At 62.2% G+C, this 20,578-nt stretch carries 17 protein-coding genes and 1 pseudogene; 9 read left to right on the top strand and 9 right to left on the bottom strand.

The features are described 5' to 3' along the window. Nucleotides 1-21 precede the first annotated feature (21 nt). Entirely contained in the window at nt 22-282 is a 261-nt protein-coding gene (locus AC3WOG_RS04415; RefSeq protein WP_492576857.1) for a hypothetical protein, read from the top strand. A gap of 31 nt (nt 283-313) precedes the next feature. Here AC3WOG_RS04415 and AC3WOG_RS04410 read toward each other — a convergent pair whose 3' ends face one another. The 6 genes from AC3WOG_RS04410 to AC3WOG_RS04385 all read right to left on the bottom strand — a co-directional run bounded on the left by AC3WOG_RS04410 (nt 314) and on the right by AC3WOG_RS04385 (nt 7,284). Beyond that, nucleotides 314-1,465 carry a Gfo/Idh/MocA family protein gene (locus AC3WOG_RS04410; RefSeq protein WP_492576856.1) on the bottom strand — a complete coding sequence of 384 codons (1,152 nt, stop codon included), beginning with the start codon at nt 1,463-1,465 and terminating at the stop codon, nt 314-316. 29 nt (nt 1,466-1,494) lie between these two features. Further along, nucleotides 1,495-2,544: a sugar phosphate isomerase/epimerase family protein gene (locus AC3WOG_RS04405; RefSeq protein ID WP_492576855.1), complete on the bottom strand. Its 1,050-nt coding sequence runs from the start codon at nt 2,542-2,544 to the stop codon at nt 1,495-1,497. Nucleotides 2,545-2,620: 76 nt separating this feature from the next. Then, nucleotides 2,621-3,583: a substrate-binding domain-containing protein gene (locus tag AC3WOG_RS04400; RefSeq protein ID WP_492576854.1), complete on the bottom strand. Its 963-nt coding sequence runs from the start codon at nt 3,581-3,583 to the stop codon at nt 2,621-2,623. Between the two features lie 229 nt (nt 3,584-3,812). Then, nucleotides 3,813-4,826, bottom strand: a complete 1,014-nt coding sequence (locus AC3WOG_RS04395) for an ABC transporter permease (RefSeq protein WP_492576853.1) — start codon at nt 4,824-4,826, stop codon at nt 3,813-3,815. Then, nucleotides 4,807-6,294: a sugar ABC transporter ATP-binding protein gene (locus AC3WOG_RS04390; RefSeq protein WP_492576852.1), complete on the bottom strand. Its 1,488-nt coding sequence runs from the start codon at nt 6,292-6,294 to the stop codon at nt 4,807-4,809. The genes AC3WOG_RS04395 and AC3WOG_RS04390 overlap by 20 nt, the downstream gene beginning before the upstream one ends. Nucleotides 6,295-6,297: 3 nt before the next feature. Then, nucleotides 6,298-7,284 (bottom strand): LacI family DNA-binding transcriptional regulator, encoded by a 987-nt coding sequence (locus AC3WOG_RS04385; RefSeq protein ID WP_492579715.1) that lies wholly within the window; start codon nt 7,282-7,284, stop codon nt 6,298-6,300. A 306-nt stretch (nt 7,285-7,590) separates the two neighbouring features. Between AC3WOG_RS04385 and AC3WOG_RS04380 the strand changes: the two genes are divergently transcribed. The 3 genes from AC3WOG_RS04380 (at nt 7,591) to AC3WOG_RS04370 (ending at nt 9,795) form a co-directional block, all read left to right on the top strand. Further along, nucleotides 7,591-8,244 (top strand): protein-L-isoaspartate O-methyltransferase family protein, encoded by a 654-nt coding sequence (locus AC3WOG_RS04380; protein WP_492576851.1) that lies wholly within the window; start codon nt 7,591-7,593, stop codon nt 8,242-8,244. A 58-nt stretch (nt 8,245-8,302) separates the two neighbouring features. Next, nucleotides 8,303-8,626: a rhodanese-like domain-containing protein gene (locus AC3WOG_RS04375; RefSeq protein WP_115105973.1), complete on the top strand. Its 324-nt coding sequence runs from the start codon at nt 8,303-8,305 to the stop codon at nt 8,624-8,626. 716 nt (nt 8,627-9,342) lie between these two features. After that, nucleotides 9,343-9,795 (top strand): DUF3443 family protein, encoded by a 453-nt coding sequence (locus AC3WOG_RS04370; protein ID WP_492576850.1) that lies wholly within the window; start codon nt 9,343-9,345, stop codon nt 9,793-9,795. Here AC3WOG_RS04370 and AC3WOG_RS04365 read toward each other — a convergent pair. Both AC3WOG_RS04365 and AC3WOG_RS04360 read right to left on the bottom strand, forming a co-directional pair. Beyond that, nucleotides 9,765-11,029, bottom strand: a pseudogene (locus tag AC3WOG_RS04365) (IS110 family RNA-guided transposase). The gene AC3WOG_RS04370 and the pseudogene AC3WOG_RS04365 overlap by 31 nt on opposite strands. A 532-nt stretch (nt 11,030-11,561) precedes the next feature. Then, the gene (locus AC3WOG_RS04360) at nt 11,562-12,716 is read right to left on the bottom strand and encodes an IS110 family RNA-guided transposase (protein WP_492576849.1); all 1,155 of its coding nucleotides are present in this window, start codon (nt 12,714-12,716) and stop codon (nt 11,562-11,564) included. A gap of 155 nt (nt 12,717-12,871) precedes the next feature. Here AC3WOG_RS04360 and AC3WOG_RS04355 point away from each other — a divergent pair, with 155 nt between their 5' ends. Next, a complete protein-coding gene (locus AC3WOG_RS04355) occupies nt 12,872-13,399 on the top strand; it encodes a DUF3443 family protein (protein ID WP_492576848.1) in 528 nt (175 codons plus the stop codon). Nucleotides 13,400-13,606: 207 nt separating this feature from the next. Here the strand turns inward: AC3WOG_RS04355 and aptA are convergent, their stop codons facing one another. Continuing rightward, complete coding sequence (gene aptA / locus AC3WOG_RS04350; protein ID WP_492576847.1) at nt 13,607-14,938, bottom strand: omega-aminotransferase AptA; 1,332 nt, start codon at nt 14,936-14,938, stop codon at nt 13,607-13,609. 350 nt (nt 14,939-15,288) lie between these two features. Here aptA and urtA point away from each other — a divergent pair, with 350 nt between their 5' ends. The 4 genes from urtA to urtD all read left to right on the top strand — a co-directional run bounded on the left by urtA (nt 15,289) and on the right by urtD (nt 20,343). Then, nucleotides 15,289-16,587 (top strand): urea ABC transporter substrate-binding protein, encoded by a 1,299-nt coding sequence (gene urtA, locus AC3WOG_RS04345; RefSeq protein WP_492576846.1) that lies wholly within the window; start codon nt 15,289-15,291, stop codon nt 16,585-16,587. A gap of 86 nt (nt 16,588-16,673) precedes the next feature. Further along, on the top strand, nt 16,674-18,299 hold the full coding sequence (gene urtB, locus AC3WOG_RS04340) for an urea ABC transporter permease subunit UrtB (protein ID WP_492576845.1): 1,626 nt from the start codon (nt 16,674-16,676) through the stop codon (nt 18,297-18,299). After that, entirely contained in the window at nt 18,299-19,483 is a 1,185-nt protein-coding gene (urtC, locus tag AC3WOG_RS04335; RefSeq protein WP_492579714.1) for an urea ABC transporter permease subunit UrtC, read from the top strand. The genes urtB and urtC overlap by 1 nt, the downstream gene beginning before the upstream one ends. Next, nucleotides 19,480-20,343 carry an urea ABC transporter ATP-binding protein UrtD gene (gene urtD / locus AC3WOG_RS04330; RefSeq protein WP_492576844.1) on the top strand — a complete coding sequence of 288 codons (864 nt, stop codon included), beginning with the start codon at nt 19,480-19,482 and terminating at the stop codon, nt 20,341-20,343. Before urtC ends, urtD begins: the two co-directional genes overlap by 4 nt. Nucleotides 20,344-20,578: the final 235 nt, after the last annotated feature.

Here is a 20,578-nt window from a genome sequence, read left to right as displayed (position 1 = left end):
CCGACCCAGCAGTCCCACATCATGCGCACCACCCGAGCCATCCACGCCGTCGAGCGCCTGAAAACCCGCAGCGGCAATCCGCTGTTCGCGGCGATCAGCTTGTCCGGCGGCCTGTTCTACCTGGTCGACAAATCGAGCGGCACCGACAGGAAGGTCTCCGATCCGCTGACGCTCGACGACTTCGTCAAGTTCGTCGACGGTTACGGCCCGCCGAAACCGCGCAAGGCGAGCAAGCTCGATATTGCTTTCGAAGAGCAGATCAGGAAGAGCAAGGGCGGCTGAAGCGCGCGTTATCGTCACGCTTTTTGCGTGCTCACCGTCTGCCGATCTCTCGCCACTGCCCGTCCGCCGCACTACTTGCCAGAACCGCGTCGATGAAACGCAAGCCGGCCACGCCGTCGTCTACCGTCGTAAGTAGCCGGCTCTCCGTGGGTAGCACTTCGCCCGCATCCAGCGCCTCGATCTGCAACGCCGCATCCTTGTACAACTGCGCGAACGCTTCCAGATAACCTTCGGGGTGTCCGGGTGGCACGCGTGTCGCGTGTGCGGCGATCGCGCTATTCACACGACCACGCGTCACGCGCTCTGACGAACCGCCCAACGGCGTAAGCCAAAGCTCATTCGGATTCTCCTGATCGAAACTCAGTCCCGCCCGGGTTCCGTACACCCTTAAGCGCAACGCGTTCGCCGCGCCGCTCGCCACCTGACTCGCCCACAACATGCCGCGCGCGCCGTTTGGATAGCGCAACATCGCCTGCACGTGATCGTCGATGCGGCGCCCCGGTACGAAGGTATGCAACTCCGCGGATAACGATAACGGCGTCATTCCCGTGACGAATGCGGCGAGGTGATACGCGTGCGTGCCGATGTCGCCGAGACACCCGGCGGGACCCGCTAACGATGGATCCGTGCGCCAGCCCGCCTGCTTGTTCGTGCCGCTCGTTTCTATCGGCTCAGCCAACCAGTCCTGCGCATATTCGACTTGCACCACACGTATGTCGCCAAGCTCGCCTCTTTCGACAAGTTCACGAGCATGACGCACCAGCGGATAGCCGGAGTACGTATGCGTCAATGCAAACAGCTTGTTCCTCTCGCGAGCGAGCTTCGCCAGCGCCTCGCCTTCGGCCAGCGATATCGCCAACGGTTTATCGCAGATCACGTGAATCCCGGCTTCGAGAAAGGCTGTCGCCACCGGCGCATGCAGATGGTTCGGCGTGACGATCGCAACCGCATCGATACCGTCGTCGCACGCGGCTTCGGCACGCGCCATCTCGCGCCAGTCCGTATAGCTGCGAGCGATGCCCGCTTCATCGGCGCTCGCTTGCGCTCGCTGCGGATCGGATGACAACGCACCCGCCACCAGTTCGAAGCGGTCGTCGAGCCGCGCGGCGATCCGATGCACCGCGCCGATAAACGCGCCCTGCCCGCCGCCGACCATGCCTAATCTGAGCTTTCTTCGCGCCATCGCCCTCGCTCCTTTGCGATCGATCGCAGTCAAATGCCCAGCACGCGTTTCAACTGGTCCGCGTCCACGCCACTGCCCGCAAAATCGTCGAACGCATGCTCGGCCACACGAATGATGTGGCGGCGAATGAACTCCGCGCCCTCGCGTGCGCCGTCCTGCGGATGCTTCAACGCGCACTCCCATTCCAGCACTGCCCAGCCGGGAAAGTCGTACTGCGCCATCTTCGAGAAGATCGCGCCGAAATCGATCTGACCATCGCCAGGCGAGCGGAAGCGCCCCGCGCGTTCGACCCAACCGCTGTAGCCGCCATACACGCCTTGCTTGCCGTTCGGACGAAACTCCGCATCCTTCACATGAAAGGCTTTGATGCGCTCGTGGTAGATGTCGATGAACGCGAGATAGTCGAGTTGCTGCAACACGAAGTGGCTCGGATCGTAGAGGATGTTCGCGCGCGAGTGCTGCTTCACTGCGTCGAGAAAGCGCTCGAAGGTCACGCCGTCGTGCAGGTCCTCGCCCGGATGCAGTTCATAGCAAACGTCGACACCGGCTTCGTCGAATACGTCGAGAATCGGGGTCCAGCGGCGCGCGAGTTCGTCGAACGCGGCTTCGACCAGACCTGCCGGACGTTGCGGCCACGGGTACAGATACGGCCAGGCCAGCGCGCCGGAAAACGACACGTGCGCGTTCAATCCCAAACGCTGCGAGGCCTTCGCCGCCAGCTTCATTTGCCCGATCGCCCATTGCGTGCGTGCAGCGGGATTCCCGCGCACATGCTGCGCGGCAAAGCCGTCGAACAACAGGTCGTAGGCCGGATGCACGGCCACTAGTTGCCCTTGCAAATGCGTCGACAGTTCGGTGATCGTCACGCCGGCATCGTCGACGATTTCCTGCAACGCGTCGCAATACGTCTGGCTCGCCGCGGCCTGTTCGAGATCGATCAGGCGCGCGTCGCACGGCACCTGAATCCCCTTGAAGCCGAGACTCGCGGCCCAGCCGGCCAGATGCGCGAGGTTGTCGAACGGCACCTCGTCGCCCATGAACTGAGCCAGAAAAATCGCCGGCCCTTTGATGGTTTTCATCGTGCGGCTCCTCGAACGACGTCACGCTCGCATCGTCCATGCCACTCATCCAATGCGAGCGTGTCCCGGATACCAATCAGAACGGCGAGTCCGGAAAATAGAACTGCGGCGCGTTTTCCTTCGTGATCAGCACAGACGGAATGATCGTCGTCGGCGGCAGCTTGTCGCCCTTCAGACGCGCCTCGGCGGTGAGCTTGATGGCGTCGTAGATGAATTTCGGCGAGTACGACACGTCGGCCTTGATCATCGGCGCGCTGTCCATCACGTTCTTCACCATGCCCTTCGAACCGGCGCCGCCGAACACGATCTTGATGTCAGTGCGCTTGGCCTGATCGATCGCCTTGATGACGCCAACCGCCATGTCGTCGTCGGCCGCCCAGACGGCGTCGATGTGTTTGAAGCGCGTCAGGTAGTCCTGCATCACCTTGAACGCATCGTCGCGATTCCAGTTCGCGTACTTGGCGTCGAGAATCCTGATGCTTGGATACGCTTTCAGCACACCCGTAAACGCGGTCCAGCGTTCGTTGTCGAGCGTCGTCGGGATGCCTCGCAGCGCGACGATGTCGCCTTTACCGTCGAGCGCTTTCGCCAGATATTCGGCGGGAATCTTGCCGAACGCGGTGTTATCGCCGGCGACATAGGCATCCTGTGCGCTGGTGTCGGTCAGGCCGCGATCGACCACCGTCACGTAGATGCCCTTTTTCTTCACCTGCGCGACCGGCTGCGTCAACGAAGCCGATTCGAATGGGAAAATCACCAGCGCGTTGATCTTGTTGACGGTCACCAGATCCTGCAACTGGTTTGCCTGTTCGGGCGCGCCCGCCGCGGTCTTCACAATCACTTTCAGATCGGGATGCGCCTTCTCCAGATCGCTCTTCGCCTTGTTCGCCCACCAGACGATGCCGCCTGTGAAGCCGTGGTCGGCTGTCGGAATCGCGACGCCCAGCGTGACTTTCTCATCGGCACGCGCGACGCCCGCCGTGCCCAGTATCCCCAACGCCAGCATGCCGGCGCTAACCGCTCGAATGACCTGCTTCATGGTTGTGTCTCCTGTGTCGATCAGAGTTAGCGTGTCGGCCGGAGTTAGCGTGTCGGCCGGAGTTAGCGCTTTAGCGCTTACTCCGGCCCCATAGCGCTTACTTCAGCCCCATAGCGCTTACTTCAGCCCCATAGCGCTTACTCTGTTCCCATCCAAAATAGTTGCGTTTATGAGGCGTTCATGCGCCCCGATTCTCAAACTTGCCGTTGTAACCTTTGAAGCCCACTGCCTACCGCCGCCCGCGCTGCAAGAACGCGACAACGATAATCACCACGCCCTGCACCGCCGCGTTCAGATACACGCTGATGATGCTGGTCAGATTCAGAATGTTCGCGATCACCGAAAGCAGGATTGCGCCGATCACCGTGCCGATCACGCGCCCTTCGCCGCCTTTCAGCGCGGTGCCGCCCACCACTACGGATGCGATTGCCTCGAGTTCCCACAGCAAGCCGGTGGTCGGCGTGGCCGAGCCGAGCCGCGGCACGTACAGCACGGTCGCCACGCCGACGCAGATGCCGAGCAGCACGTAGGTGACGATCTTGACCGTATCGACGCGAATCGTCGCATAACGCGCGACCTGTTCGTTCGAGCCGATCGCCTGCACATGCCGGCCGAACGCGGTGCGATTCAGGATCAACGTGCCGCCGGCGGCAACGATCAGAAACACCCATATCGGCACAGGCACGCCGAACAGGCTCGCGTAGTAAACCGGCCCATAGAGATCGGACAATGCGTTATCCAAAGTCAGCGCGCCGCCATCGGCGAGCCACGTCAGCACCGCGCGAAAAATGCCTAAAGTGCCCAACGTGACGATGAACGGTTCGATACGTCCTTTGGTAATCAGCAAACCGTGCGCACAGCCGAACAATCCGCCGAGTACCAGCGCGAACACGATGCCTAGCGTCACAATCAGCCACGGCGCGAACGTGTGCCCGCCGACACCGGCCGCCAGCCCGTTCATCAGCCAGATCATGCTGCCCGCGATCAGCGCCGCCATCGAGCCGACCGACAGATCGATACCGCCCGAAATGATCACGAAGGTCATGCCGACCGCGATGATGCCGATGAACGACGTGCGCGTGAGCACGTTCATCAGGTTGTCGAGCGTCGCGAAATCGCGATTGAGCAGCGTGCCGGTGACGCACAGCACGATCAGGCCGGCGAGCGGCCCGAGCGCATACAGACGATGCGCGAACCGTAACGCGCGGCCGGATGGCGCGGCTTCAGTGGGTGCCGGTCGCATGGGCGATCAACTCCTCTTCGGTCAGATGCTCGAGCGTGAGCGTCGCTTGCAGGCGTCCCGTGCGCATCACGGCGACGCGATGGCACAAGCCGATCAGCTCGATCAGTTCGGATGAAATGACGATCACCGCGCGGCCCTGCGCGGCGAGACGATGGATCAGAAAATAGATATCGCGTTTCGCGCCGACATCGACGCCGCGGGTCGGCTCGTCGAGCACGATCACGTTCGGGTCGGGTTGCAGGAACTTGGCGAGCGCGAGTTTCTGCTGGTTGCCGCCGGAGAGCATGCGCGCGCGGCTCGACAGATCGCCGGTGCGAATGCCGAAGTCGCTCACGGCTTTGGTCAACGCCGCGCGCCCCGCTTTCAGATCGAGCAATGGATGCGCGTAGCGTTCGAGCGTCATTAGCGTGACGTTGTCTTGCAGGCTCAGGTTCACGTGCAGGCCTTTGCCTTTGCGGTCTTCGCTCAGATACGTGAGACCGTGGCGCATCGCGTCGCGTGGATTTTTCAGATCGGCGTGGCGGCCCGCGATTTCGATGCGGCCCGCCGTGCGTTTGCGCAATCCGATGAGCGCTTCGAACGCTTCGGTGCGGCCCGCGCCGACGAGTCCCGCAAAGCCGAGCACTTCGCCGGCGCGGACGTCGAAGCTCAGGTCTTCGACCCAGTTCGGTACGGCGAGGCCTTCCACTTTCAACGCGATCGGTGCGGCGGCGGGCACCGTGATCTTCTCAGGGAACATATCGGACACGTCGCGCCCGACCATCAGATTCGCCATCTGCTGCCGCGCAAGCGCCGCCGTTTCGCTGCGAGCGACGAAGCGGCCGTCGCGCATCACGATCACTTCATCGGTGATGCGTTCGACTTCGTCGAGCTTGTGCGAGATATAGATGATGGTCACGCCGTCGGCCTTCAGCTTCGCCATCAGCGTGAAGAGACGTTCGGTTTCGGACGGCGTGAGCGTCGCGGTCGGTTCGTCCATGATCAACAGGCGCGCGCGGCGCGACAAAGCCTTGGCGATCTCCACCATCTGCTTTTCGGCGACGATCAGCTCGCGCACCTTCGTATCCGGTGCTTTCTCGAGCCCGACTTGCGAAAGATAACGTGTGGCGTCCGCACGCATCGCAGCATCGTCGACGAACCAGCCGCGCCACTTCTCGTGGCCGAGATACATGTTCTGCGCGATCGTCAGATGCTCGGCGAGATTGAATTCCTGGTGAATCAATACGATGCCGGCGGTTTCCGCATCGCGCGAGCCGATGAACTGCCGCGCGTGGCCGTCGACCAGCAAGGTGCCCGACGTCGCCGTTTCATAGCCGGCGAGGATTTTCATCAGCGTCGATTTGCCCGCGCCGTTTTCGCCGAGCAATCCGTAGATACGCCCCGGGCTCAACTCGAACGACACGCCGTGCAGCACGCGCACCGGCCCGAAGTCTTTGCGGATATCGTCGAAGCGGACGGCGAGGCTCATCGCTTACGCGCTCCCGCGAATCACGAGCCGATGCGGCAGCAGCACGCCCGGCACGTTGGCCAATGGATTCGCGAGCCGCTGCAGCAGCAGGCGCGCGGCGGTCTCGCCGAGTTCGCGCATCGGCTGCGCGACGGTGGTGAGCGGCGGATCGATTTGCGCGGCGAGCGAAATATCGTCGAAGCCGACTACGGCGATGTCGTCCGGCACGCGCTTGCCGACACTGCGCAAGCCGTGGATCACGCCGATCGCCAGCGTGTCCGACACCGCGAAAATCGCGCTCGGCGGCGACGCCTGTTGCACCAGCGTCGCTGCGGCCGATGCGCCCGCTTCATAGTCGAGACTGTTCAGATTCATGCGCCAGTTCTCGTTCGGCGTGATGCCCGCTTCGCTCAACGCGTCGAGATAACCCTGCTGACGCTGCCGCGCATAGAGATAATCGACATCGGAATTGATCAAGCCGATGCGCCGATGGCCGCGGGCGAGCAGATACCGCACCGCATCGCCCGCGGCCCGGTAGTTGTCGATGCCGACGTACGGCACGCCGACCGCCGGGTCGAACTCGCAGCACGCGACCCACGGCAGCGCGCTGGATGCCTCGCCGAGCGCCTGCTGGATGGTTGCCGGATCGAGGCAGATCGCGCCGTCCGCGCGGCGCCGCCGCAGCAGATCGAAATAACTGCGCTCGCGGCCCGGGTCGGCGCCCGTGTCGCATAGCAGCATGAAGTAGCCATGCTGGCGCGCGACACTGTCGATGCCGCGCACAATTTCAGCGTAGAACGGATTGCCGACGTCGGGCACCATGGTCAGCAGCAGACGGCTTTCGGCGGTGCGCAGGTTACGCGCCAGTTCGTTGACGCGATAGCCGCTGGCGTCGACGGCGGCCAATACCTTGTCGCGCGTCGCGGGCCGGACGTTCTCGTGGCCGTTCAGCACCCGCGACACCGTCGCTACCGACACCCCCGCCTGCTCGGCGACGCCGGCAATCGACATGCCTACGGACGGCTGGAGCGGTTGCGCCTCACGCCGCGGGCGCGCTTTGGACACCGTTTTGGACAAGTCGGCCTGCCTCAAAAATGTAATCGATTACATTTTTGAGCGATGCGAGCGGGAATCGCAAGGACAGATCGCTAGGGATTAACACGGGGTCGGCAAGCCGGTGCGCTGCCCGCGACGGCGCGGGATCGTGCCGCGGTTTGGTACAATCCCACAGCTACCCTGCCGTGGCCCGGCTCCAGATGGACGCCGCTCGCCACTCGTCAGTGGCACAAATTGCCAAACCAAACCGCCGAACCCACCATGAATATCGAGCAAGCGCGTTTCAACATGATCGAACAGCAGATCCGCCCCTGGGAAGTGCTCGACCAGGACGTGCTGAATCTGCTCTCGATCGTCAAGCGTGAAAACTTCGTCCCCGCCGTGTACCGCGATCTGGCCTTCGTCGACTTCGAAGTGCCGCTGCCGACCGGCCAGCACATGCTGGCGCCGCGCGTCGAGGCGCGCGTGCTGCAGGAACTGGCGGTGAAGAAGCACGAAAGCGTGCTCGAAATCGGCGCCGGCTCGGGTTACATGGCGGCCCTGCTCGCGCATCGCGCGCAGCATGTGCTGACGGTCGATATCGAAGCGGAACTGGCGGAACTGGCAAAGAACAACCTGACCGCCAACGGCGTGCTTAACGCCGAAGTCGCCACCGGCGACGCATCGCGCGGCTGGGCTGATGCGGCACCGTACGACGTGATCTGCGTGTCGGGCGGCCTGCCGGTGCTGCCGCAGGAAATCCTCGAACAACTGAAGGTGGGCGGCCGTCTGGCGGCTTTCGTCGGCACCGCGCCTGTCATGAAAGCGCAGATCATCACGCGCATCGACGAGACGCAATACCGCATCGCCGACGTATTCGAAACTTACGTCGAGCCGCTGATCAATGCGGTGCAGCCGCCGCGCTTCAAGTTCTAAGTCATTTGCAACCTGAAGTTTCGCTGATCCGCCGCAATCTGAACTGGATGTCTTGCTGATGCAAAATCTGTCCGCTCCCGCGCTCGCCGAATGGCTCGCCGATCAATCGCGTCCCGCGCCCGTGCTGCTCGACGTGCGCGAGCCGTGGGAAATCCAGACGGCGTCGATCGCCGGCGCCGTGTCGATTCCGATGCGTGAGATTCCCGCGCGCAGCGAAGAACTCGACGACGACGCGCAAATCGTCTGCGTCTGCCATCATGGCGCGCGCAGCGCCCAGGTCGCGATGTTTCTCGAGTCGCGTGGGCATACCAACGTTTTCAATCTGCAAGGCGGGATCGACGCGTGGTCGCGTCAGGTTGATCCGTCCGTTCCTACCTACTGACCGCACGGTCGCGATAAGCGCGCGCGGCGCTTGCCGCCAATAACGAAGAGTTGCCGCTCGCACGCGCCAACTGCTGCCGCAAGTTTTCGCGTCGCTGATTGCGAATCGCCGGAATACCGATTTTGGCGGCGGGATATGCCGGACGCTGGGGCGACTCAGTCATGCTTTCTCCGCTTGTCCTTCTTTATATGAGTGGTTCCTGGCGTGGCGCTATTTGGTTGTTTGCCTACGGCGGTGCCTTTCCTTGCTTTGTTAGTGGTCTATTAGCTTCGCCCCTGTGCGGGGCAGGCACTTACTTTCTTTGCCGCCGCAAAGAAAGTAAGCAAAGAAAGCGGCTTCACACCGCTAACGCTTAAGCGGGTCTCCTGGCTTGGAGGAGACAGTGGAGCATCTGGAATCGGTGTTCTCGCACACTCCGCGCTGGTGACAAGGCCGTCATTCTTCCGGCGGCGCTGCGCGCGCCGTGGCGGTACTTCACAAAACCGCGTGGCGGTTTTGGCGACTGCGTTTCGTTCGCGCGGGCAATGTTTCACTGTTAGGACCGCCGGTGCTTCCTGTCCGTTGCCATTTTGGACTCAGCAACCTGGAACCGTTCGCGGCAACCCTGACACCTCGCTTTCATTGGGACGCTTCTCGTAGCCGCTGAGGAAATTTCGTACGGTTTCCTGAGCATTACCCGGACACCATGCTCCGACCATTTTTGGGGGAGCAGTGTGATGAGATTTCTGAAGGTCGCGATGTTGGCCGCGGCGCTGTCGCCGCTGGCATCGCATGCAACGCTGGGCGGCGCGCCGAGCGCTAGCACACCCGCTCCGACGATGCTGCGCGCTATGCCGCAATCCGCCGCCGGAACGGCCGCGGCTAAAACGACCACCACGGCGTCCTACACCATACGCGAGTCGCGCGACGCCAACGGCATTCTCGGCATCGGCCACGGCACGCACGACTCGAAAGACGCGCTGACCACCCCGCTGCCGGGGAATTACTACTATCGCACGGCAGCGAACGTCTGCTTCAGCACGCGCATGTCGATCAACAAGGAGGTGATGAATCCTGTCGCCGCCTTCTCCAGCGATAACAACGGCACGATCATCCGCCTGCCGAAGCTGCCTCCGGGGGGGTGCCCCTATGTGTTTCGTCAAGCATTAGGAGCGGATTTCGGCTGGTAGAGCGTGCCGTCGCGCAGCATCGCGAACAGCACGTCGCAGCGCCGTCTGGCAAGGGCGATGAGCGCCTGATTGTGGCGCTTGCCCTGCTGGACCTTGCGGGCGTAATAGTCCCTTGAGATCGGGTCTCGCAGGGCAGCAAAGGCAGAGAGGAACAGCGCTCGCTTGAGCACCTTGTTGCCCCGCCTGGACGGGTGTTCGCCCCGGATGGACGAGCCCGAGCGTCGGGTGACCGGGGCGAGGCCCGCGTAGGCGGCGAGGTGCGCGGCTGAAGCAAACGCTTTGTGAGCGACTTCAGTGAGGAGTCTGGCGGCGGTCCTGACGCCGACTCCCGGCATGCTGGTCAGGACCGGCCAAAGAGGGTGTGCGTGCACCAGGCGTTCAACTTCGCTGGCAACCTCGTCGCGTTGTTTGCGCAAAGATGCGAGTTGCTGGGCCAGACGCGGCATGACGATGGTTGCTGCCTGAGTACCGGGTACGACCGCAGCCTGTTCGCTGAGCGCCTGAACGATTTCAGCAGCAAGGCTTTTGCCCATGCGAGGTGCAAGTTTGGTAAGGCGGTTGGCGAGTGTTTTCTCGCTGGTCGCGGCAAGCTCGGCGGGCGACGGGTACCGCTCAAGCAGATCGAGCACGGCCGGATGGTCGAGGCGCGGCCCCAGAACCCGTTCCAGTGCGGGATGGATCTGGGTAAGCAGGCCGCGAATGCGGTTGCTGGTCTGCGTGATCTGCGCGGCGAGATCGTCGTCGAAACCGCACAGCATGGTGAGTTCGGCGAGCGGCTCGTCAGCCAGTCGAAGCGCGCGCAGCGTGTGCGGCATCGAGCGGGCGGCCTCTGCAATGATGGCGGCATCGCGGGCGTCGGTCTTGGCTTCGCCCGCATGCAGATCAGCGATGCGGCGCATGGCCAGACCTGGCAGATAGGCGACCAGAACGCCTTCGTCACGGGCGACTGCCAGCGGCAGCGCACCGATGGTGGCGGGCTGGTCGACGACGAATAGAAGTTGGCCGTGCGCCTTGAGTTCGGTGATGAGGGCGCGCAGTTTGGTCTCATCGTTTGGAAGCGCTTTGTTGTACAGGCGCTTTCCGGTCCGATCGAGAGCGACGGCGTGATGATGGCCTTTACCTACGTCAACGCCGACGAAGACATCGACGGAGTCATGTTGTTGGTTTTCTTGCATCGAAGTGTTTATGCAGATTGATCTGGTTGGCCTGCAACATCGGTGGCAAGTCTCGGCATCCACGTTACGGACGGCCTCAGGATGTTCCCGGCCGAGCCCCTTCTATGAGGAGGAGCTTGTCAAGGCCCTTTGCAAACTGACGCACGAATCGTTGACCGGTCCTTCTGCGACCCGACGCGAAGGCGTATAGCCGTGTCAAGGGCAGGCGAAGCCTGGCGTCAGCGAACCCTTGGCACGTCGCAGGACGATATGCTGGCGTAGGGTGGCGAGCGCGGATTAATTGCGCCCGCCACCCTACAGGCGCATTCCGGTCGGGGGTTCCCCACGACTCACAACCGCTGTGATCTGCCCGGCACACTTGGTCTGAAGCCGTTCGTTGCGCGCGTAAGACTCTTGCGTCTTACCACCTTCTATCCGCTGGCGCGTGACCAGCCTCATCCTGCATGCGCATTACGCCGGAATTTTCCGAGGAGCATGCCCCATCTATAAAATCGGTTACGTGGGCAACCCAGGGGCTCGACGGGCATGTTCACCTCAAACCGCTACTTCTTGCCGCCTTGCATGATTGTCTGGTTGCGAGACCCGTGCGATTCAGACGGACTTCAGCTTTGCACCTTCGGGTATCACGCCATCCTTCACATAGCGCCACAACGCGATGGTGAGACGCCTTGCCATTGCGACGATCGCAATCCGTCGCGCGCGGCGATTTGGTCCGGTGCCCTGAACGCGTTGATTGAACCACTGGGCGAGCGCGCTATCTGGTTGGTGGCGCAACCAGCACCACGCCATCTCGATAAGCAAGGCACGCACGCGCCGGTTGCCTTGCCTGCTGATCCCCTGGTCGACGTGACTTTGTCCGCTGTCGTAGGGCTGGGGCACGAGACCCACGCACGCACCGACTTCACGCCGGTTGCTGAACACCCGCCAGAACAGTTCAAGTGCGAGGCGTGACGCGCCGACCGGGCCAATGCCCTTCAGGCGTGACAGGTCCGCGATCCGCTTACGCGCCGGCGCAGGGATCATCTCGTGCCGTAACTTCTCTATCGCCGCGAATTGCTGCCCGACCAGCGCCAGCCGTTCACACTCGCGCAGTAGCCGCTCCTGCAGCTCGGGTGGCAGCGGCGTGCCGTCATAACACCTTACCTCGTCGCGAGCGAGCCGCTCGGCAAAGGTCTTGTGATCGACGTCGTCCCAGCATCCGAGCGTGGCCAGCAGTTTGCGCATCCGGTCGCGGTGCTGCAGAACCTCTTTCTGTAGCTGGCCGCGCTCACGCATCAGATGCCGGGACGCCTCGTCCTGTGACGACGGCACGCGCACCACATGCATGCGGTCGCGCTCGCCATGCAGCCACGCACGGAGGTTCGTGACCAGCTTGATCGCATCGAGTCGGTCGGTCTTGGGCCGCCGCTGATGACGCTCGACGGGGATGCTCGCCGGGTCAACGACGTAACAGTCGATTTCCTTGAGTCGAAGCGCGCGATAGATCCAGAACGCATCCTGGCCGGCCTCGTAGCTCACGACGATGGGTGTGTCTGCCGTCAGCGACCATTTCTCCTTGTGCCGTTCGATCAATTCCAGCACTGCCAGCAAGCGGGCCATGGCTTGTGGTTGCGCAACGGTATGCACGGCCGGCTTCTCACGCCGGCCGTCGTGCAGCGCGACCTTCCAGTTTGCTGTGGCAAGTTCGAGTGACACTGCCAGTAGCGGTTCTTCACTACCCGTCGTAAACGTCTGATCCGTGCGCATGACGCTCTCCTTGTAGAAAGGTTCGATCGCCTGATTTTACCGATCAGTTCGTCGGCGAATTCCCCTCCACATAGGATCTATTAGCGATCACCAGCCACCCACCAGGCCCGGTGACAACACCCCCCGGATCATGACTGCGACTGGGGGCGAGAATCATGCCGGGCCTGGCTGGCCAAATCCTCAATTATCGAGGAGTGAAGATAGTAACGGGGCAGGCAAGCGTCACCGGCGAACTGGTATTTGGCATCAGCACGCAGCAGAACAACACGTTGCCGGCGAATGTCAACATCCTGGCGGTAGATAAGTACGGGGAGTTTACAACTCAGTATCAAGGCCGCGTGTTCAACTGGAGTGTGATCAACAGCGGCACTAACGCATTCGCGTTCCAGGACGATTCGATTCCCACCATGTCGAACTGGCACACGCCGCCCACCGCGCTCAATCTGGCGGCAACGATGGAAGCCACCAACGGAACAGGCACGCCCGTCAACATGCCCTTCAAGATCCACAATGCCATCAACGTGGCGGCGAACGGATACGCCGCTTATGACAACGTCGGCTGGTACTACTCCAACTACAGGATGTTCTTGTGGGGCCTGCCGTTCTTCTATGGGCGCACTGTGTACACGGCGATCAGCAACAGCACGATAGGCAAGCAAAGCGGACCGTTCGTCGCATTCTGACTTTCCGCGACAGTGCAATGAAAAATGGCGCGAGAGATTGCGCCATTTTTTTGCCTCAATGGAGAACCAATAGTTCCTACGCACTCCTGCGACATTCCCCCAGGAATAAATATCCCTGATGGCCTCACTCGCCCCCGCCAGTTCGGATCATCCTGCCTCGCTTGCGAACAATGCAGGATGCAAACACCCTTCCGCAGATGTAGCCTCCTAAGCCGTCTCCTTCAACACCTCAGTCACCGTCGTAAATATTTCCTCGATCTGCGCCTCCTCGATAATGAGCGGCGGCGAGAACGCCAGAATGTCACCCGTATAGCGCGTCAGCACGCCCTTCTCATAGCAGCGCACGAAGACATCATAAGCACGCGCGCCAGGCGCACCATCACGCGACGCCAGCTCCACCCCACCCACCAACCCAAGATTGCGCACATCGATCACGTGCCGCTCGCCCCGCAGCTTATGAATCGCGCTCTCAAAGATCGGCGCCATCCGCGCGGCCCGTTCGAATAGCTGCTCGCGCTCATACAGGTCGATCGTCGCGCAGGCCGCGGCCACCGCAATCGGATGCCCCGAGTACGTATAGCCGTGAAACAGTTCAATACCGGCCGGCGCACCATTCACGATCGAATCGTGAATCCTCGCGCTGGCAGCAACCGCGCCCATCGGCGCGGCTGCATTGTTAGTGCCCTTGGCCATCGTCAGCAGATCGGGCGTCACGCCGAAATACTGCGCGGCGAACGGGGCCCCCAGACGCCCCCAACCGGTGATCACTTCATCGAAGATCAGCAGGATGCCGTGCTTGTCGCAGATCTCGCGCAACCGCTGCAAATAGCCTTGCGGTGGAATCAGCACACCGGTCGAACCCGCGACCGGCTCGACGATCACCGCCGCAATCGTCGACGCATCGTGCAGCGTGACAAGCCGCTCCAGTTCGTCGGCGAGATGCGCGCCCCACGCCGGCTGTCCCTTGGAGAACGCCGCCTCCTTGAGGTTCAGCGTATGCGGCAAATGATCGACTGAGGGCAGCAGCGCGCCGGAAAACGCCTTGCGGTTCGGCGCAATGCCGCCCACCGAAATCCCGCCGAAGCCGACGCCGTGATAACCACGCTCGCGGCCGATGAAGCGTGTGCGTTGCCCTTCGCCACGCGAGCGATAGTAGGCCAACGCGATCTTCAGCGCGGTATCGACGGCCTCCGAACCCGAGTTCACGAAGAAGATGTGCTTCAGATCGCCCGGCGTATGCCGTGCGATTTTGGTGGCGGCTTCGAAAGCCTTCGGGTGCCCCATCTGAAAAGTCGGCGCGAAATCCATTTCGGCCGCCTGAGCCTGCACCGCCGCCACGATCTCGTCGCGGCAGTGCCCGGCGTTGACGCACCACAGGCCCGCGGTGCCGTCGAGAATGCGCCGGCCATCGTGCGACGTGTAGTACATGCCCTTCGCGCTTGCCAGCAGCCGTGGCGCGCTCTTGAATTGGCGGTTCGCGGTGAAGGGCATCCAGAACGCGGACATATCGGGTGGGTTGGCGGTGGCGCGCTCGTTCATGTCGGGTCTCCTCGCGTGGGTGGTCTTTCAGTGTAGGCAGAGCGCGACGCATGCACAAAGGCGCGGCGCTCGTGCACCGCGCTCGCCCGCTGGCGGATCGGCACGCTTCGTTGCAGCGCCACACGCACCGCAACGAGGCGAACAGGCCACGTGTGCACCACTTTCGCGCCTCATTACGCATAACACCCATGCCCGGCCACCGCGCCGCAGCACGCAAGACGCGGAGTTCACGTCGGATTTATCGCTTGGCATGTGGCTTGCAGTACACAAGCGGCAAGTCATGCGGGACAAGCCCTGCTGGCTGAAATCGACGCCCATAAACAGTCACCATCAATGGCAAGGGGATATACATGAAACGTCGCAGTCTGTTGAAGTTCGGCTCCATGTCGGGCGCACTGGCGCTCGCAGGTCAGGTTCCGTTTGCCAAGGCGCAATCCGGCAGCGGTCCGATCAAAGTAGGTGTTCTGCATTCCTTGTCGGGCACGATGGCGATCTCCGAGACATCGCTCAAAGACACCGCGCTGATGACAATCGCGGACATCAACAAGAACGGCGGCGTTATGGGCCGTCAACTGCAGCCGGTGGTGGTCGACCCGGCGTCGAACTGGCCGCTGTTCGCCGAAAAGGCGCGCCAGCTGATCACCCAGGAAAAGTGCGCCGTCGTGTTCGGCTGCTGGACTTCGGTGTCGCGCAAATCGGTGCTGCCGGTATTCGAAGAACTCAACGGCCTCCTGTTCTACCCGGTGCAGTACGAAGGCGAAGAAATGTCGCGCAACGTGTTCTACACGGGCGCCGCGCCGAATCAGCAAGCGATTCCGGCAACCGAATACCTGATGAGCAAGGAAGGCGGCGGCGCCAAGCGTTTCTTCCTGCTCGGCACCGACTACGTGTATCCGCGCACGACCAACAAGATCCTGCGCGCCTTCCTGAAGTCGAAGGGCGTACAGGAAGCAGACATTCAGGAGGTCTACACGCCGTTCGGTCACAGCGACTATCAGACCATCGTCGCGAACATCAAGACTTTCTCGCAGGGCGGCAAGACCGCGGTGATCTCGACCGTCAACGGCGACTCGAACGTGCCGTTCTACAAGGAACTGGGCAACCAGGGGCTGAAGGCATCCGATGTGCCGGTCGTCGCGTTCTCGGTCGGCGAAGAAGAACTGCGCGGCATCGATACGAAACCGCTGGTCGGCAATCTCGCGGCGTGGAACTACTTCATGTCGCTGCGCAATCCGGCCAACGAGAAGTTCAAGAAGCAATGGGCCGCGTGGGTCAAGGAGAACAACCTGCCGGGCGGCACCAAGCGCGTGACGAACGATCCGATGGAAGCGACCTTCGTCGGCATTCATATGTGGAAGCAGGCTGTCGAGAAGGCGAAGAGCACGGATGTGGACAAGGTGCGTGTGGCGATGGTCGGCCAGCAGTTTGCGGCGCCGTCGGGCTTCACGCTCGAAATGGACGGCAATCACCATTTGCACAAGCCGGTGATGATCGGCGAAGTGCGCGCCGACGGCCAGTTCAACGTGGTGTGGCGCACCAAGACCGCGATTCGCGCGCAGCCGTGGAGCCCGTTCATCGCCGGCAATTCGAGCAAGCCGGATGTGGTCAGTTCGATTCCGGCGTTCCTGAAGCGCTCGCGGGTTGCCTGACGGGACGACGCAGCGATACGACGGCGCAGCATCCGTGTTTATCCACGATGCCGCGCCGCCCTGCCGGTTCTTCTTCAAAGGCCACCATGGCGTTTTCATTCCTGAAGTTCGCACGGCGCGGCATCGGCAGCCTGGGGCTCGCGCTCCTGGCTAGCGCCCCGCTTGCCGCTTTCGCGCTGAGTCCGGCCGATGTCGCACCGCTCGCCGGCGACGACTTCGACGCGAAATCCGCGGCCATCGACAAACTGATCGCCAATCACGACAAAGCATCGCTCGCGGTGCTCAAGGCGCTGTCCGACGACAGCGCGCTCGCCACCGATGCCGGCGCCGTGCTGCTGCAAGACGGCGACACCGCACGCGATGCCGTCACCGGCAAGGCCGTCGCCGCGGGCGACGCTCAACCGGTCACGCTGAACAATCTGCTGCGCTCGAAGGTGACAGGCGCGCTGTCGGGCCTGCAACTCGACTCGCCCGATACGGCCACGCGCGCTGCCGCCGTTACCGCGCTGTTGCAAAACCCCGATCCGTCGATCAAACCGCTCGTCGACGCCGCTCGCGCGAAAGAAACCGACCCGGCGCTGAAGAAGCGTCTGGACACGCTGTGGGCGATGACCGCCTTGCACGACGCCGATCCGGCCAGGCGGCTCGAAGCCGTGCAACTGGTCGCCGCGCGGCACGATCTCGACATGAACGAGTTGCTGCGCCCGCTCGTCGCGAAGAAGCCGGACGGCACCTTCAACGAAATCGACGATCGCGTACGCGCCGCCGCACAAAGCGGCATCGACGAACTCGATGCGATCCAGCGCCGCAGCCAGATCGCCGGCACGCTGTTCGCCGGCTTGTCGCTCGGCAGCGTGCTGCTGCTCGCCGCGCTCGGCCTCGCGATTACGTACGGGCTGATCGGCGTCATCAACATGGCGCACGGCGAATTCCTGATGATCGGCGCGTACGCGACATACGTCGTGCAGAACCTGTTCCAGCGGTACGCGCCCGGCGCGTTCGACTGGTATCCGCTGCTCGCGGTGCCCGCGTCGTTCGTGGCCGCCGGGCTGGTCGGCATCGTGCTCGAGCGTCTGGTTCTAAAGCATCTGTATGGCCGCCCGCTCGAGACTCTGCTGACTACCTTCGGTATTAGCCTGATTCTGATTCAGGCCACGCGCATGCTGTTCGGCGCGCAAAACGTGCAGGTGGTCAATCCGGCGTGGATGAGCGGCGGCGTCACTGTGTTGCCGAATCTGATCTTGCCGTACAACCGGTTGGCGATCCTGGCGTTTTCGATGATCGTCGTCGGCATTGCGTGGGCCGTGCTGACCAGGACGCGTCTCGGTCTGTTCGTGCGCGCCGTCACGCAGAATCGGCGGATGGCGGCGTGCGTCGGCGTGAAGACGGCGCGGGTCGATTCGTATGCATTCGCGTTCGGCGCGGGCATTGCCGGTTTGGGTGGCTGTGCGCTGTCGCAGATCGGCAATGTCGGCCCGGACCTCGGCCAGAGCTACATCATCGATTCGTTCATGGCGGTGGTGCTCGGCGGCGTCGGACAACTGGCCGGCACGGTGATCGGCGGCTTCGGACTCGGCCTGGTCAGCAAAGCGATCGAACCGTTCTGGGGCGCGGTGCTGGCGAAGATCGCGGTGCTCGTGCTGATCGTGTTGTTCATCCAGAAGCGTCCGCAGGGGATGTTCGCCCTCAAGGGCCGTAGCGCGGAGGCATGATGACGTCTGCGACTACACCGGCTCACGTTTCGTCAGCGGCCGCGGCCGCGGGCCCCGGCCGCGAGGCGCAGTCCGGCTTCGCGCTCGGCTTGCCGCCGCGTCCCGCGCTGCTGTCACGGCGTGCATGGCTCGCGCTGATCGCGCTGATTATCGTGTTCGGCTTCGGCGTGCCGTTCGCCACGCTGGTGGTGCCGGAGACGAGCGCGTTCCATCTGTCCGCGTACGCGACGACGCTGATCGGCAAGTTCATGTGCTACGCGATCGCCGCGCTCGCGCTCGATCTCGTGTGGGGTTACTGCGGCATTCTGAGCCTCGGGCACGCATTGTTCTTTGCATTGGGCGGCTACGCGATCGGCATGTACCTGATGCGCTCGATCGGCCACGAAGGCAAATACGGCAGCGATCTGCCGGACTTCATGGTGTTTCTCGACTGGCATCAGCTCCCGTGGTACTGGCAAGGCACCCAGCATCTCGGTTATGCGCTGCTGCTGGTGGTACTGGTGCCGGCGGTGGTCGCGTGGGTGTTCGGCTTCTTCACGTTCCGCTCGCGCGTGAAGGGCGTGTACCTGTCGATCATCACGCAGGCGATGACCTTCGCCGCGATGCTGCTGTTCTATCGCAACGAAACCGGCTTCGGCGGCAACAACGGCTTCACCGACTTCAAGCGCATCGGCGGCTTTCCGATCACGCATCCGGGCACGCGCACTGTCCTCTTGCTGATCACGTTCGCCGTATTGATTCTCGCGTTTATCGGCGCACGGGCGATCGTCACGTCGAAGCTCGGCCGCGTGGTCACCGCGGTACGCGACGGTGAAACGCGCCTGATGTTCCTCGGCTACAGCCCGTTGGCGTACAAACTGTTCGTGTGGACCGTATCCGCCGTGTTGTGCGGGATTGCCGGTGCTTTGTATGTGCCGCAGGTCGGCATTATCAATCCGGGCGAGATGTCGCCGGGGAACTCGATTGAAATGGCGATCTGGGTCGCCGTGGGCGGACGCGGCACGTTGATCGGACCGATCATCGGCGCATTTGCGGTGAATGGCGCGAAGAGCTTCTTTACGGCGAACTTCCCTGAGTATTGGCTGTTCTTTCTTGGCTTGATCTTCGTACTGGTGCCGTTGCTGCTGCCGAACGGCATCATGGGACTGATCGAACTCGTGACGCGCAAGAGGAACCGTTCATGAACGAAAACCCGATGGTTCCTGATCTTGCCTTGCCTGAAGCACCTGCTGAACGGTCGTTGAGCGGCGTCGCCAGCATGGGGCACGCGGTGGTGCCGGGCGAGATCGACGTGTCGCACGGGACGATTCTGTACCTTGAAGATGTGACCGTCAGTTTCGATGGTTTTCGCGCGCTGAATGCGCTTACGTTGTCGATCGATGCCGGTGAATTGCGCTGCATCATTGGGCCTAACGGCGCGGGTAAGACGACGATGATGGATGTCATCACGGGGAAGACGGAGCCGGATTCCGGCAAGGTTTTTTTGGGGCAGTCGATTGATTTGACGCGGATGAATGAGCCTTCTATTGCGCGTGCCGGGATTGGGCGGAAGTTTCAGAAGCCTACTGTGTTCGAGCAACATCCTGTTTGGGAGAACCTTGAGTTGGCGATGAAGGCTGACAAGGGGTGGTGGGCTTCTTTACGCGCCCGGTTGGATCGCGAGGCTCAAGCTCGCATTGAAGAGACGTTGGCTTTGATTGGACTTGAGAGTGAGGCTCGACGGCTTGCTGGCGAGTTGTCGCATGGGCAGAAGCAACGGCTCGAGATTGGGATGTTGCTTATGCAGCAACCGGCGCTGCTGCTGCTCGATGAGCCTGCGGCTGGGATGACCGATGATGAAACTATGCAGTTGGCTGATTTGCTCAATCACTTGCGGGGGACCTGTTCGATGATGGTTGTGGAGCACGATATGGAGTTTGTTGCCGCTCTGTCTGGTGACACCGGGCGGGTCACCGTGATGGCCGAAGGGCGGGTTCTTGCTCATGGCACGCTTGATGACGTTAAGAAGGATGAGATGGTTATTGAGTCTTATCTAGGGAGGTGATTTGGGGTTTTTTTGCCTTTGGCGGCGGCATTGTCTGTATGCCTACGGCGTTGGCCTTTCCTTGCTTTCTTATTGGTTTATTAGCATTCCCCCTGTGCGGGGGGGCACCTACTTTTCTTTGCCTGCCGCAAAGAAAAGTAGGCAAAAGAAAGCGGCTTTACACCGCCAGCTCCTAAGCGGGTCCCCTGGCTTGGAGGAGGTAGTGGAACATCTGGAATCGGTGTCATCGCGCACT

The sequence above is a fragment of the Paraburkholderia sp. FW306-02-B genome (assembly GCF_058782725.1).
This window is presented reverse-complemented; position numbering and strand designations above follow the sequence as displayed.